The sequence below is a fragment of the Streptomyces sp. NPDC089915 genome (assembly GCF_040684675.1).
Lineage (GTDB): Bacteria > Actinomycetota > Actinomycetes > Streptomycetales > Streptomycetaceae > Streptomyces.
Window position 1 is genome coordinate 1 of the sequence record NZ_JBFBGN010000172.1, and the last position, 12,602, is coordinate 12,602.

The window sequence follows — 12,602 nt, forward strand, 5'->3', positions numbered from 1 at the left end:
GGCACGCCGTGGAGGTGCTGGGCAGCGAGAACATCGAGTCCCCGCGCCTGCCCACGGCGCCTACGGTGCCTACCGCTCCCGCCCACTGCCCGCCCACGGCGCCCGGCGCGCCCGCCCACCTACCGCGTCTACCGCGCCCGCCCACCGTCCACCGCGCGCACCGCGTCTACCGCGCCCGCCCGTGCCCGCCGCGCCCCCGGCCCCTCACCGGGCCAGCAGGTTCACCGCGCCCGTGAACACCCGCGGCATCCGGGCCGCCAGCGGGACGACGCGTGCCGCCAGCGGGGCCCGGCGGCGGGCCCACAGGAGGGACGAGGTCAGGGTGCGGTAGGTGCGCGACAGTTGCCGCCAGGCCCGTTCGTACTCCTGCGGCCGGCCCGCGCGCACGCACCGTACGAGTTGCTCCGCCGCCGAGACCGCCAGGGTCAGCCCCTCGCCGGTCAGCGCGTCCACGTACCCCGCCGCGTCCCCGACGAACAGCACCCGCCCCGCCACCCGGGTCCGCGCCCGCTGGCGCAGCGGCCCGGCCCCGCGCACCCCCGCGCCCCGGGCGGGCGGCGCCGGCAGCCGGGCCGCCAGCAGCGGGAAGCGGGCCAGCTGCACGTCGAACGGCGCCTGCTCCGAGGTCAGCACCGCCACCCCGATCCGGTCGGCGGCCAGCGGGGTCACGTACGCCTCCGCGCCCGGCGCCCAGTGCACCTCGACCAGGTCGCTCCAGGGGGCCACCGCGTAGTGCCGGCGCAGCCCGAACCGGGCCTGCCGCCCCGGCACGGCCGGCACCGCCAGGCCCAGCCCGCGCCGCACCGGCGAGTGCAGCCCGTCCGCCGCCACCAGGTACCGGGCCGTCAGCCCGGCCGCGGACACCCGCCGCCCGTCCTGGCGGACCTCCCCGGCGCGCCGCGCCAGCACCCGTACGCCGAGCCCGGCCGCACGGTCGGCGAGCGCCGCCTGGAGCTCCGTACGCCGGCACCCGCGCCCGGGGCCGGCGCGGAAGAGCCCCTCCGCGCGCAGCCCCGTCACCCCGTCCACGTAGCCGATGCCGTGGAACGGACGCCCCGTCACCGCCACGCCCAGCTCCTCGAACCGCCGGACGGCGCCCGGCATCAGCCCCTCCCCGCAGGCCTTGTCGACCGGCGTCGGGCGCGGTTCCAGGACCACCACCTCCATCCCGGCCAGCGCCCCGTGGATCGCGGTCGCCAGCCCCGCCGGGCCGCCGCCCGCCACGAGCAGGTCGATCACCGCACCAGGCCCAGCAGCGGATCGGCCGTACGGGCGTAGGTGAGCGCGGAGTTCTCGCAGCGGATCCGCACCCGCAGCAGCAGGGCGTTGAGCACGGTGAAGGCCAGCGCCGTCATCCACGCCGTGTGCACCAGAGGCAGCGCCAGCCCCTCCAGCACCACCGCCGCGTAGTTCGGGTGCCGCAGCAGCCGGTACGGCCCCGAGGCCACCAGGGGCAGCCCGGGCACCACGATGACCCGGGTGTTCCAGCGCGGGCCCAGCGAGAGCACGCACCACCAGCGCAGCACCTGCGCCGCCGCCAGCACGCCGAGCGCCGGCCAGGCCAGCGCGGGCAGGAACGGCCGGTGCACGGCCTCCGCCGCGCAGCCCGCCAGCAGGGCGACGTGCAGCACGACCATGGCCGGGTAGTGGCCGCGGCCGTACTCCCGGCCGCCGCGCGCCAGGCTCCAGGCGGCGTTGCGCCGGGCCGTGGCCAGCTCGGCCAGTCGCTCGGCGGCGACCAGCGCGAGGAGGAGGAAGTACCAGGTCAGCGGGGTCGAGGGGATCGACGGGAACAGCGGCATGGGCACCTCACCAGCGCAGCAGGACGAGTTCGGAGGCGAAACCCGGACCGAAGGCGAGCATCAGCCCCACCGATCCGGGCGCGGGCGGCCCGGCGGCCTGGACGGCGCCGAGGATGTGCAGGACGGACGCGGAGGACAGGTTCCCCACCGCCGCCAGCGAACGGCGGCTCTCCGCGAGGGCGTCCCCGGGCAGTCCCAGGGACCCGGCCAGCACGTCGAGGATCTTCGGGCCGCCCGGATGGCAGATCCAGACGTCGACGTCGGAGGGCTTGAGGTCGTGCCCGGCCAGGAAGGACTCGACCTCCTCCACCACGTGCAGCCCGACCAGTTCGGGCAGCTCCCGGCCCAGGACCATGCGCAGGCCCCAGTGGCCGATGTCCCAGCCGAGGAGGTGCTCGGTGCCCGGGTAGAGGCGGCCGCGCGCGTCCACCACCGACGGGCCGCCGGCGCCGTCGTGCAGCGGGTGCCCGGCCCCCACCGCGACCAGGGCCCCGGCCCCGTCGCCGAAGAGGGCCCCCGCCACCAGGTTCGCCATCGAGGTGTCGGAGGGCTGGAGGGTCAGCGAGCACAGCTCCACGGACAGCAGCAGCGCGGCCTGCCCGGGGCGCCCGGCCAGCTGCTCGTGCAGCATCCCCAGCCCGGCGGCGCCCGCCGCGCAGCCCAGCCCGAAGAGCGGGACGCGCCGCACGCCGGGCCGCAGCCCCGTCCGGGCCGCGAGCCGGGCCTCCAGGGAGGGGGTGGCGAGCCCGGTGACGGTCGTCGACACCACCAGGCCGATGTCCGGCGCCGTCAGACCGGCCCCGGCGAGGGCCCGGCCGACGGCCTCGGCGCCGAGTTCCAGGGCGGTGCGCAGGAAGAGGGCGTTGCTGGTGCCGAAGTCGGTGTCCGGGCCGTAGCGTTCCAGCGGCTGGGCGAGGTGGCGGGAGCCGACCCGCACCGAGGAGTGCACCCGGCGCAGCAGGGCGGCGTCGGCGCCGGGCGGCAGAAACCGGGCCAGTGCCCGCGTGATCCGATCCTGCGGATAGAGGTGGGGCGGGAACACGCTGCGCACCGACAGGACTCGGGTCATTGGCCCAACATAGGGAAGAACGGGTCGAACCTGGGCGAAGCGCGCGAAGGGTGTGAATCCAACGTGCCGTCACGGCGTAGCGTGACGCCGTGCCCGCCCCCTCACCCGCCTTCCCCCTCCCGACGGTCCCGGTGGGCGGCCTGCTGCGGGCCTGCCACCCCCTCCCGGCCGCCGCCGTCACCCTGTTCGCCGCCGTCCTGGCGGCCGCCGCCGGACGCGGGCCCGCCGGGACCGCCCTCACGGCGGCGGCCGTGGCGGCCGGCCAGTTCTCGGTGGGCTGGTGCAACGACCGCGTCGACCTGCGGCGGGACCGGGCCGCCGGACGCCGCGACAAACCCCTGGCCACGGGCGGCGTCCCGGCCGCCGCCGGGACCGCCGCGGCCCTCACGGCCCTGGCCCTGTGCGTCCCGCTGTCGCTGGTCCCGGGCCCGGCGGCCGGCGCCGCGCACCTCACCGGGGTCGCGGCCGCCTGGGCGTACAACCTGCGGCTCAAGGCCACGGCCGCGTCCTGGCTCCCGTACGCCCTCGCCTTCGCCCTCCTCCCGGCCTTCGTCACCCTCGGCCTGCCCGGCGCGCCCTGGCCGCCGCCCTGGCTGACCGGCGCCGCCGCGCTGCTCGGGGCGGGCGCCCACTTCGCCAACGTCCTGCCCGACATCGCCGACGACCTCGCCGCCGGCGTGCGCGGGCTGCCGCAGCGGCTCGGTGCCCGCCGGGCGGCCGCGGTGGCCGCGCTGCTGGTCCTCGGCTCGGCGGCCCTCCTGGTCCTGGGCCCGCCGGGGCGCGTCACCCCGTACGGCTGGACCCTCCTGGCCCTGACCGGCGCCCTGCTCCTGGGCACGTCCAGGGCCCCAGGGCGGATCCCGTTCCTCGGGGTGCTGGCGGTCGCGGGCGGCGACGTCCTGCTCCTCCTGGCCCGCGGCGCGGGCCTGCGCTAGGGAGCCCGGCGGGTTCGGGTCCAGGCCAGCAGGACGTCGGCCGGCCAGGTGTTGACCACCCGCTCCGGCGGGACCCCGCACTCCGCCGCCCGGCCGCAGCCCAGGATCTGCCAGTCCAGCTGGCCCGGGGCGTGGGCGTCCGTGTCGATCGCGAAGAGGGCCCCCGCCTCCACCGCCAGGCGCAGCAGCCGGCGCGGCGGGTCCAGGCGTTCCGGGCGGCTGTTGACCTCCACGGCCGTCCCCGACTCCGCGCAGGCCGCGAAGACGGCCCCGGCGTCGAAGGCGGACTCCGGACGGGTGCGACCCGTCACCAGCCGGCCCGTGCAGTGCCCGAGGACGTCCATCAGCGGGTTGCGCACCGCCGCCAGCAGCCGCCGGGTCATCGCCGGGGACTCCATCCGCAGCTTCGAGTGCACCGAGCCCACCACCACGTCGAGCCGTTCCAGCAGCTCCGGTTCCTGGTCGAGCGAGCCGTCCGCCAGGATGTCGCACTCGATCCCGGTCAGCAGCCGGAACGGCGCCCACCCCGCGTTCAGCTCCGCCACCACCTCCAGCTGCTCCCGCAGCCGCTCCGGCGACAGGCCCCGCGCGACCTTCAGGCTCGGGGAGTGGTCCGTGAGCACCGCCCACTCGTGCCCGAGCGCGGCCGCCGCCCGGCCCATCGCCCCGATCGGGCTCCCGCCGTCCGACCAGTCCGAGTGCAGGTGGCAGTCCCCGCGCAGCGCCGCCCGCAGCGCCAGCGCGGCGGGGGAGGGCGGCGGCCCCTCGGGCATCGCCGCGGCCTCGTCCTCCAGCCCGCGCAGGTACGCCGGGACCTCCCCGAGCAGCGCCTCGCGCACCACGGCGGCCGTCTTCGGCCCGATCCCCCTGACGGCCTCCAGCGTTCCGGCGGCGGCCCGCTCCGCCGTCTCCGCCGCGCCCATCCGGGTCAGTACGGAGGCCGCCGTGCGGAAGGCCCGGACCCGGTACTCCGGGGCCTGCGCCCGCTCCAGCAGGAAGGCGATCCGGTCCAGCGCCGCCACCGGGTCCATGGGCACCACCTCACGCCGCCAGTGTCCCAACCCGCCGGCGGGGCGGCGAGCGCGCGGCGGACCCCGGGCCCCGGACCCGTGCGCGATCATGGTCCGTATGTCCGACCGATTCACCACCCGGGTCCTCGACCTGACGACCGGCCGCGCCGAGACCGTCACCGACCTGACCCGCCACTGCGAGCGCTTCCTGGCCGAGGCCGCGGCCGGCCGCGACGGCCTCCTCAACGTCTTCGTCCCGCACGCCGCCGCCGGCATCGCCGTGATCGAGACGGGCGCCGGCAGCGACGACGACCTGCTCGGCGCCCTGCGCACCCTGCTCCCCGCCGACGACCGCTGGGAGCACCGGCACGGCTCCCCGGGGCACGGCCGCGACCACGTCCTGCCGGCCTTCGTCCCCCCGCACGCCACCCTGCCGGTGGTCGGGGGCCGCCTCCAGCTGGGCACCTGGCAGTCGGTCTGCCTGGTCGACACCAACAGGGACAACCCCGACCGCCGGGTCCGCCTGTCCTTCCTCGGCTAGCCCGCGCCCCGGCTGGGCCCCCGTCAGCCCGTGCCGTCCTCCCCGACCCGCTCGGTGAGGGTGAACAGGGCCCCGTCCGGGTCGCGCAGCATGATCGAGCGCTCCCGGCCGTCCGAGGTGACCACCGAGACGGTCCGCCCGCCCAGGTCGAGGGCCGCCTCGACGGCGGCGTCGAGCTCCGGGACCCGGAAGTGGACGTGCCAGCGCGGCCGGGTGTGCGGGGTGTAGGCCCCGACCTCCACCGGCCCGCTGTCCAGCCGGGCGACCGGCTCCCCGCCCTGGCGCAGGACGACCTGCTCCTCCTCGTAGGAGACCTCGCAGCAGCCGGTGCGGCCCGTGGCCCACTCCAGCACCTCCCCGTAGAAGAGGGCCGCGTCGAAGGCGTTGCGGGTGCGCAGCTCCAGCCAGGCGGGCGCCGGGCCCAGCCCCACCCGCCAGCCCGAGGAGACCGGCCCCTGCCAGATCCCGAACACCGCCCCGTCCGGGTCGGCGACGAGCGCCGCCCGCCCGCCGCCGGGGAAGGAGACCGGGCCCACCGCCACCGTGCCCACGCGCTCGCGGATCCGGGCCGCGGCCACGTCGACGTCGTCGACGGCGAAGTACGGGGTCCACGCCACCGCCACGGCCAGGTCCCCGGCCAGCGCCCCGATCCCCGCGACCGGTACGCCGTCCAGCACGGCCATGGAGAAGGCCGAGCCGAACCGGGCCGGGCGGAACGTCCACCCCACGACCGCACCGTAGAAGCGCTGGGAGGCCTCCAGATCGCGGGCCATCAGACTCACCCAGCAGGGGGCCCCGAACACGTCCTTCGTCGAAATCTCCACGGACTAGGAGTAGCGCCCGGGCCCCCTCGGTGCGGCGCAGGCGCGCCCGCAGGTCATCACCACCAGTAGGCGGGGTACCTCGGTGCGGTGCGGCGGATGCGGGAGCCGGCGTACCCGGTGAGCACCAGGAGCACCGTCGAGCCGAAGAGCAGCGGGACGAAGCGGGCGGGGGCCGGGGCCTGGAGCACGATCACCACGGCCGTGGCCACGGCGGGGGAGTGCGGGGTCCGGGCGAGGGTCAGCAGGGCCAGCGTGAGCCCGGCCGCCACGGCTGCCGCCCAGGCGGAGCCGCCCAAGCCGGTCAGCACGGCGTAGCCGCAGGCCGCGCCGATCAGATGGCCGACGACCACCCCGCGCGGCTGGGCCAGCGGCAGGGTGGGGGCGCTGTGCACCAGGGCGGCGCTGGCGGCGAGCGGCGGTATCAGCACCGGCTCGTGGATGGCCGCGCCGATGGCGACGAGGGCCAGCAGGACCGTCGTGGCGGCGCTGACGCTGTGGAAGGCCGCGACGGCACTGGGCCGGGGCGGTGCCCCGGGGGCCGTGGTGGGCGCGGCGGGGGCGGTGGGGGTACGGGGGGTCGCGAGAGGCATGCGGGAGCGGGATTTCGGTGCGGGGCCGGGGCAGGGAGGGCGGGCGGCCCCGCCCGCCCTGGTGGTCGACCGGACGGCGGGCCGCTCGGCCGGGGAGTGTGCGGCCGACGCGTTCCGGACATGACTGTATCGACCACCGGTGTGCGGCCGGGCGCCGGGGGTAGGCGCACGTGACGCCTGAGGCCCCCGCGGCCCCGCGGGGCGGACGGGGCACGACCGGACACACCGGCGGCCCGGCGAAGGAGCGGAACGCGCATGACGACGCACCCCCGGCCCTCCGGGACCCCGGACCACGGCGGCCCGGCGCCCGCCGCGCCGCCCGCCGCCCCCGCCGAGGGCGGTGAGCCGGCCTGCCTCCTCCACCGGGTCTGCCCCGACTGCGGGCGCCTGGCCGAGGACCCGGCGGCGTACCACTGCGCCCGCTGCGGCGCCGAGCTCCCGGACTAGCGCCCCCGGACGTAGCGCCCCCGGACGCGCCCCCCGCCCCCGTCCCAGCGCCCCCCCCGTCCGGGCCGCTCGCCGCCGTTCGGCGGTCCCGGGCGGCCCCGAACCCCTACGCTCGTCACGTCCCCCGGCGGAAGGCAGGTCCCCCATGGCGCACTCCCAGGTCCCCGTCATCGATCTCGGGGCGTGGCGCTCCGGCGGCCCCGACGAGCGCGCCCGGATCGCGGGACGGGTGGACGAGGCCCTCCAGGCGGCCGGGTTCCTGCTGGTCACCGGGCACGGGGTGGACCCGGCGCTGCCCGCCCGGATCCGGGAGGCGGCGCGCTCCTTCTTCCGGCTGCCGCCCGAGGCGAAGCGGCCGTACGCGGTCAGCGTCGGCGGCCGCGGCTGGCTCGGCCCCGGCGCCGAGGCCAACGCGTACGCGGAGGGGACGGCCTCGCCGCCCGACCTCAAGGAGTCCTGGTCCTTCGCGGCCGACGAACCCACCGGCGTGCCCCCGGTCGACGCCGAATGGTTCCGGCCGAACACCTGGCCCGCCGAGGTGCCGGGCCTGCGGGCGCCCGTGACCGCGTACCTGGCGGCCATGCGCGCCCTCTCCGACGAGCTGCTGGAGCTGCTCGCGGTGGCCCTGACCCTGCCCGGGGACCACTTCACCCGCCACACCGGCCACCCCACCTGGGGGTTCAACCTCAACTGGTACCCCGGCACCCGGAGCGTGGGGGAGCCCCTGCCCGGACAATTCCGCATCGGCCCGCACACGGACTTCGGCACGGTCACCGTCCTGGACCGCGAGCGGGGCGCGGGCGGGCTCCAGATCCACACCGAGGCCGACGGCTGGCAGGACGCCCCCTGGGACCCGGGAGCGCTCACCGTCAACATCGGCGACCTGCTGGCACGCTGGACCGGCGACCGGTGGCGGGCCGGCCGCCACCGGGTCCTGCCGCCGCCCGCGCACGCCCCGGCGGAGGAGCTGGTCTCGCTGGTCTACTTCTACGAGTGCGACGCCCACACCCGCGTCGAGCCGCTGCCCGCCCCGGTCGGCCGGGTGGCGCACGAGCCGGTGGACTCGCACGCCTACCTGCGCGCGAAGCTGGACCAGATCACCGTCGCCTGACCCCGGCCGCCGGCCCGGACCCCGCCCCGATTACCCCTGGTCGGGCCGGGTTCGGCAGGATGTGGGGCATGACCGAGATCCGCACCCCCCGCCTCCTCCTCCGCCGCTGGACCGACGACGACCTCGTCCCCCTCTCGGAGATCACCTCGGACCCCGACGTGATGCGCTGGATCGGCGACGGTTCCGTGCTCGACCTGGACGGGACCGCCGAGGCCATCGAGCTCTGGGAGGAGGAGTGGGACGACGAGGGCTTCGGCGTCTTCGCGGTCGAGCTCCTCGCCTCCGGCGAGCTGATCGGCGCCGTCGGGCTGTCCGCCGCCGACGACCTGCCCGAGACCCGGCACCAGGTGCGGGTCGAGTGGCGCCTCGGCCGGCCCTTCTGGGGCCAGGGCTACGCCTCCGAGGCGGCCCAGGCCACCCTGGAGTTCGCCCTCCAGGACCGCGGCCTCGACCGGGTCGTCGCCGTCAACCGGGTCGGCAACGAGGAGTCCGCCAACGTGATCCGCAAGCTCGGCATGGCGCCCGACGGAGACACCGTCGACCCCGCCACCGGAGCCCCCGTCGCCCTCTTCGGCATCGACCTCACGGAGTACGAGGCCTGAGTCAGGCAGAAGTCAGTCTTTGGTAAGTCATAAGTTCGGCTTATGAGGCTATAAACAAGAGGCGGGTATGGGGTTAGGGTGACCTTAGTTTAGGGTTTCCTTGATCAGTCCGATTTTCGGTCGAAGGGAACCCATTCATGCCTCGCCCTCTGCGGGTAGCAATCGTCGGCGCCGGCCCCGCCGGCATCTACGCGGCCGACGCGCTGCTGAAGTCCGAGGCGGCCGCCGACCCCGGCGTGTCCATCGACGTCTTCGAGCGCATGCCCGCCCCCTTCGGCCTGATCCGGTACGGGGTCGCCCCCGACCACCCCCGCATCAAGGGCATCATCACCGCCCTGCACCAGGTCCTCGACAAGCCGCAGGTCCGCCTCTTCGGCAACGTGGACTACCCCGGCGACATCTCCCTCGACGAGCTGCGCTCCTTCTACGACGCCGTGATCTTCTCCACCGGGGCCACCGCCGACCGCGCCCTCGGCATCCCCGGCATCGAGCTCGACGGCTCGTACGGAGCCGCCGACTTCGTCTCCTGGTACGACGGCCACCCCGACGTGCCGCGCACCTGGCCGCTGGAGGCCGAGAAGGTCGCCGTCCTCGGCGTCGGCAACGTCGCCCTGGACGTCGCCCGCATCCTCGCCAAGACCGCCGACGAACTGCTGCCCACCGAGATCCCGCCGAACGTCTACGACGGCCTCAAGGCCAACAAGGCCCTGGAGGTCCACGTCTTCGGCCGCCGCGGCCCGGCGCAGGCGAAGTTCAGCCCCATGGAGCTGCGCGAGCTCGACCACTCGCCCAACATCGAGGTCATCGTCAACCCCGAGGACATCGACTACGACGAGGGCTCGATCGCCACCCGCCGCTCCAACAAGCAGGCGGACATGGTCGCCAAGACCCTGGAGAACTGGGCGATCCGCGACACCGGCGACCGCCCGCACAAGCTCTTCCTGCACTTCTTCGAGTCCCCGTCCGAGATCCTCGGCGAGGACGGCAGGGTCGTCGGCCTGCGCACCGAGCGCACCGAGCTCGACGGCACGGGCAACGTCAAGGGCACCGGCGAGTTCACCACCTGGGACGTCGGCTCCGTGTACCGGGCCGTCGGCTACCTCTCCGACGAACTGCCCAAGCTCCCCTGGGACGTCGAGTCGGGCACCGTGCCGGACGAGGGCGGCCGCGTCATCGAGTCCGGCGCGCACCTGGCGTCCACGTACGTCACCGGCTGGATCCGCCGCGGCCCCATCGGCCTGATCGGCCACACCAAGGGCGACGCCAACGAGACGGTCGCCAGCCTCCTCGACGACCACGCCCACGGCCGGCTGCTCACCCCCGCCGCCCCCGAGCCGGAGGCGGTCGAGGCCTTCCTCGCCGAGCGGCAGGTCCGCTACACCACCTGGGAGGGCTGGTACGCGCTGGACGCCGCCGAGAAGGCGCTGGGCGAGCCGCAGGGCCGCGAGCGCGTGAAGATCGTGGAGCGCGAGGACATGCTCGGGGCCAGCGGCGCCTGAGACACCGGTGGGGCCCGCCGTCCGGCGGGCCCCACCGTCGTGCCCGGGGTCAGCCCCGGATCGAGGTGATCTTCTTGGTCCTCAGGTCGGCCTGCACGTAGACCGTGGTCGTGGTGTCGCCGCTCCACGTCAGGGTGACCGAGGCGTTGGTCTTGCCCATCCCGCTGTCGACGGAGGTCACCTTCCACTTCAGCGGCACGTTCTGGGCGCGCAGCACCCCGTTGGCGTGGTTCGCGTCCTCCCACTGCCTCAGCTCCCGCTGGAGCGGCTCGGAGAGGTAGAAGGCGCGCAGCTGGTCCGCGGTGCGGCCGTCGCCGTCGTAGACCGCGTCGATGTACGAGCCGTAGAAGTCGGCGATCCGGGTGAACGCCCCTTCCGGGCTGCCGGAGACGGACGGCGGGGCGGCGGCCGTGGCCGCGGTCCCGCCGGCGAGGGCGAAGGAGAGGGCGGCCGCGCCCGCGACGGCCGTGAGGGCGACGGACGTGGTGCGCTTGGTCGGGAGCTGGAGCATCGGCGGTACCTTTCCCCGTGATCACGTGCCGGTACGGTCCCCGGCTGCCCCGGAAGACGCGCCGGGGCCGCCAACGGGTTCTCCTTGTCCGGGAAATGGCGAGATTTCGCTCGTACGGGCGATCTGTGCCCCCGCGCCCGCCCGGCGGCGGAATGCGGCGGCCCGGCCGGAGGTTGCGACGGACGCGATATCCGACTCCGTACGCACTGGAGAGCTCATGAAGATCGGCATCATCGGCGCCGGCAACATCGGCGGCAACCTCACCCGCCGGCTCACCGCCCTCGGACACGAGGTCCGCGTCGCCAACTCCCGTGGCCCCCAGACCCTGACCGCCCTCGCCGAGGAGACCGGGGCCACCCCCGTCACCGTCGCCGAGGCGGCCCTGGGCGCCGAGATCGTCGTGGTCACCGTCCCCTTCAAGAACGCCCCCGACCTGCCCGCCGGAATCCTCGACGGGGCCGCCGAGGGCTTCGCCCTCATCGACACCAACAACTACTACCCGCGCGAGCGCGACGGCCGCATCGCCGCCGTCGAGGACGAGGGCCTCACCGAGAGCCGCTGGACCGAACGCCAGCTGGGCCACCCGGTGGTCAAGGCGTTCAACGGCACCTACGCGGCCGACATCCTCGAACGGCCCCTGCCGGCCGGCCACCCGGACCGCATGGCCCTGCCCGTCGCCGGCGACGACGAGGGGGCGAAGAAGGCCGTCCGCGCCCTGATCGACGAACTCGGCTTCGACACCGTGGACGCGGGCGGCATCGACGACTCCTGGCGCCAGCAGCCCGCCACCCCCGTCTACGGGCTGCGCGCGGGCGCCGAGGCGGTCACCCGCGCCCTGGCCGAGGCATCGCCCGTCCGCCCGGAGGCCTTCCGCGGCTGAGCCCGTCACGGCGGCGGCCCGGACCCCGGTACGGCGGTCCGGGCCGCCGCGGCCCGGGTTCCGCCGCCCGCGGCGCGCTCCACCGGGCAGACTGTCGGACGTGACGACAATGAGCAAAGGCGCCAACCTGCCGGTCGCGGCAGCCTCCGTCAGAGCCGTGCTCGGCTGGTCCCCCGGGCCGGGCGTGCCCGACGTGGACGCCTCCGCGCTGCTGCTGGCCGGCGGCGGACGGGTCCGCTCCGACGGTGACCTCGTCTTCTACAACCAGCCCCGGCACGCCTCCGGCGCCGTGCGCCACGTCGGGAAGCGGCCCGGCGCCGACACCCTCGACGTCGATCTGGCCGCCCTGGAGCCGGACGTCGAGCGCGTCGTGCTCTGTGCCTCCGCCGACGGCGGCGCGTTCGGCCAGGTCCCCGGGCTCCACCTGCGGCTGCTCGACGCGGTGTCGGGGGCCGAGGTGGCCCACTTCGCCATAGAGGCCGGGCCGGAGACCGCCCTGATCGGCGGGGAGCTCTACCGGCGGGCCGGGACGTGGAAGTTCCGCGCCGTCGGCCAGGGGTACGCGAGCGGGCTCGCGGGACTGGCCACGGACTACGGCATCACCGTCGACGACGCCCCTCCCGCCCCGACACCCCCGCGGACACCCGCACCCGCCACCCCGTCAGGCCCCGTGCCCGCCACGCCGTCAGGCCCCGTGCCCGCCACGCGGCCGCGCCTCAGAGGTCGATCGACCGGAACTCGTCCACGACGGCGAAGCCGGTGCCGTCGTACAGGCCCATCG

The 12,602-nt window shown here is 76.1% G+C and carries 15 protein-coding genes; 8 read left to right on the forward strand and 7 right to left on the reverse strand.

Going from position 1 to position 12,602, the window contains the following annotated elements:
• Window positions 1-204: 204 nt before the first annotated feature.
• The 3 genes from AB0O29_RS31270 to AB0O29_RS31280 are packed head-to-tail and all read right to left on the reverse strand — an operon-like array spanning window position 205 to window position 2,871.
• Window positions 205-1,239, reverse strand: coding sequence for an NAD(P)/FAD-dependent oxidoreductase (locus tag AB0O29_RS31270; RefSeq protein WP_365158345.1), 1,035 nt, complete (start codon window positions 1,237-1,239; stop codon window positions 205-207).
• Window positions 1,236-1,769 (reverse strand): isoprenylcysteine carboxyl methyltransferase family protein, encoded by a 534-nt coding sequence (locus AB0O29_RS31275; protein ID WP_365158376.1) that lies wholly within the window; start codon window positions 1,767-1,769, stop codon window positions 1,236-1,238. Before AB0O29_RS31275 ends, AB0O29_RS31270 begins: the two co-directional genes overlap by 4 nt.
• Window positions 1,770-1,809: 40 nt before the next feature.
• Window positions 1,810-2,871, reverse strand: coding sequence for a 3-oxoacyl-[acyl-carrier-protein] synthase III C-terminal domain-containing protein (locus AB0O29_RS31280; RefSeq protein WP_365158348.1), 1,062 nt, complete (start codon window positions 2,869-2,871; stop codon window positions 1,810-1,812).
• An 89-nt stretch (window positions 2,872-2,960) separates the two neighbouring features.
• On the opposite strand from AB0O29_RS31280, the gene AB0O29_RS31285 reads away from it, so the two are divergent.
• The gene (locus tag AB0O29_RS31285; RefSeq protein ID WP_365158351.1) at window positions 2,961-3,806 is read left to right on the forward strand and encodes a UbiA family prenyltransferase; all 846 of its coding nucleotides are present in this window, start codon (window positions 2,961-2,963) and stop codon (window positions 3,804-3,806) included.
• Here the strand turns inward: AB0O29_RS31285 and AB0O29_RS31290 are convergent.
• Window positions 3,803-4,837: a PHP domain-containing protein gene (locus AB0O29_RS31290; protein WP_365158354.1), complete on the reverse strand. Its 1,035-nt coding sequence runs from the start codon at window positions 4,835-4,837 to the stop codon at window positions 3,803-3,805. The two genes, AB0O29_RS31285 and AB0O29_RS31290, sit on opposite strands and share 4 nt — an antisense overlap.
• A 97-nt stretch (window positions 4,838-4,934) precedes the next feature.
• On the opposite strand from AB0O29_RS31290, the gene AB0O29_RS31295 reads away from it, so the two are divergent.
• Window positions 4,935-5,357, forward strand: coding sequence for a YjbQ family protein (locus tag AB0O29_RS31295; protein ID WP_365158355.1), 423 nt, complete (start codon window positions 4,935-4,937; stop codon window positions 5,355-5,357).
• A 23-nt stretch (window positions 5,358-5,380) separates the two neighbouring features.
• Here AB0O29_RS31295 and AB0O29_RS31300 read toward each other — a convergent pair whose 3' ends face one another.
• Window positions 5,381-6,130, reverse strand: a complete 750-nt coding sequence (locus AB0O29_RS31300) for a VOC family protein (protein WP_365158379.1) — start codon at window positions 6,128-6,130, stop codon at window positions 5,381-5,383.
• 107 nt (window positions 6,131-6,237) lie between these two features.
• The gene (locus AB0O29_RS31305) at window positions 6,238-6,771 is read right to left on the reverse strand and encodes an HPP family protein (protein WP_365158358.1); all 534 of its coding nucleotides are present in this window, start codon (window positions 6,769-6,771) and stop codon (window positions 6,238-6,240) included.
• Window positions 6,772-7,026: 255 nt separating this feature from the next.
• Between AB0O29_RS31305 and AB0O29_RS31310 the strand changes: the two genes are divergently transcribed.
• The 4 genes from AB0O29_RS31310 (at window position 7,027) to AB0O29_RS31325 (ending at window position 10,430) form a co-directional block, all read left to right on the forward strand.
• Window positions 7,027-7,218, forward strand: a complete 192-nt coding sequence (locus AB0O29_RS31310; protein ID WP_365158383.1) for a hypothetical protein — start codon at window positions 7,027-7,029, stop codon at window positions 7,216-7,218.
• Between the two features lie 145 nt (window positions 7,219-7,363).
• The gene (locus tag AB0O29_RS31315) at window positions 7,364-8,329 is read left to right on the forward strand and encodes a 2-oxoglutarate and iron-dependent oxygenase domain-containing protein (RefSeq protein WP_365158361.1); all 966 of its coding nucleotides are present in this window, start codon (window positions 7,364-7,366) and stop codon (window positions 8,327-8,329) included.
• A gap of 68 nt (window positions 8,330-8,397) precedes the next feature.
• Entirely contained in the window at window positions 8,398-8,931 is a 534-nt protein-coding gene (locus AB0O29_RS31320; protein WP_365158364.1) for a GNAT family N-acetyltransferase, read from the forward strand.
• Window positions 8,932-9,068: 137 nt separating this feature from the next.
• On the forward strand, window positions 9,069-10,430 hold the full coding sequence (locus AB0O29_RS31325) for an FAD-dependent oxidoreductase (protein ID WP_365158367.1): 1,362 nt from the start codon (window positions 9,069-9,071) through the stop codon (window positions 10,428-10,430).
• A gap of 49 nt (window positions 10,431-10,479) precedes the next feature.
• Here the strand turns inward: AB0O29_RS31325 and AB0O29_RS31330 are convergent, their stop codons facing one another.
• Window positions 10,480-10,941 carry a hypothetical protein gene (locus tag AB0O29_RS31330; RefSeq protein ID WP_365158370.1) on the reverse strand — a complete coding sequence of 154 codons (462 nt, stop codon included), beginning with the start codon at window positions 10,939-10,941 and terminating at the stop codon, window positions 10,480-10,482.
• A 217-nt stretch (window positions 10,942-11,158) separates the two neighbouring features.
• On the opposite strand from AB0O29_RS31330, the gene AB0O29_RS31335 reads away from it, so the two are divergent.
• Entirely contained in the window at window positions 11,159-11,821 is a 663-nt protein-coding gene (locus tag AB0O29_RS31335) for an NAD(P)-binding domain-containing protein (RefSeq protein ID WP_365158373.1), read from the forward strand.
• A gap of 109 nt (window positions 11,822-11,930) precedes the next feature.
• The coding region (locus AB0O29_RS31340) for a TerD family protein (RefSeq protein ID WP_365158381.1) at window positions 11,931-12,602 on the forward strand (672 nt) is incomplete at its 3' end.

What these genes read in the sequence shown, in the direction of transcription:
- AB0O29_RS31310 (WP_365158383.1), top strand. Translation starts at nt 7,027, where the DNA reads ATGACGACGCACCCCCGGCCCTCCGGGACCCCGGACCACGGCGGCCCG.
- AB0O29_RS31330 (WP_365158370.1), bottom strand. Translation starts at nt 10,941, where the DNA reads ATGCTCCAGCTCCCGACCAAGCGCACCACGTCCGTCGCCCTCACGGCC.
- AB0O29_RS31305 (WP_365158358.1), bottom strand. Translation starts at nt 6,771, where the DNA reads ATGCCTCTCGCGACCCCCCGTACCCCCACCGCCCCCGCCGCGCCCACC.
- AB0O29_RS31320 (WP_365158364.1), top strand. Translation starts at nt 8,398, where the DNA reads ATGACCGAGATCCGCACCCCCCGCCTCCTCCTCCGCCGCTGGACCGAC.
- AB0O29_RS31335 (WP_365158373.1), top strand. Translation starts at nt 11,159, where the DNA reads ATGAAGATCGGCATCATCGGCGCCGGCAACATCGGCGGCAACCTCACC.
- AB0O29_RS31315 (WP_365158361.1), top strand. Translation starts at nt 7,364, where the DNA reads ATGGCGCACTCCCAGGTCCCCGTCATCGATCTCGGGGCGTGGCGCTCC.
- AB0O29_RS31300 (WP_365158379.1), bottom strand. Translation starts at nt 6,130, where the DNA reads ATGGCCCGCGATCTGGAGGCCTCCCAGCGCTTCTACGGTGCGGTCGTG.
- AB0O29_RS31290 (WP_365158354.1), bottom strand. Translation starts at nt 4,837, where the DNA reads ATGGACCCGGTGGCGGCGCTGGACCGGATCGCCTTCCTGCTGGAGCGG.
- AB0O29_RS31295 (WP_365158355.1), top strand. Translation starts at nt 4,935, where the DNA reads ATGTCCGACCGATTCACCACCCGGGTCCTCGACCTGACGACCGGCCGC.
- AB0O29_RS31280 (WP_365158348.1), bottom strand. Translation starts at nt 2,871, where the DNA reads ATGACCCGAGTCCTGTCGGTGCGCAGCGTGTTCCCGCCCCACCTCTAT.
- AB0O29_RS31325 (WP_365158367.1), top strand. Translation starts at nt 9,069, where the DNA reads ATGCCTCGCCCTCTGCGGGTAGCAATCGTCGGCGCCGGCCCCGCCGGC.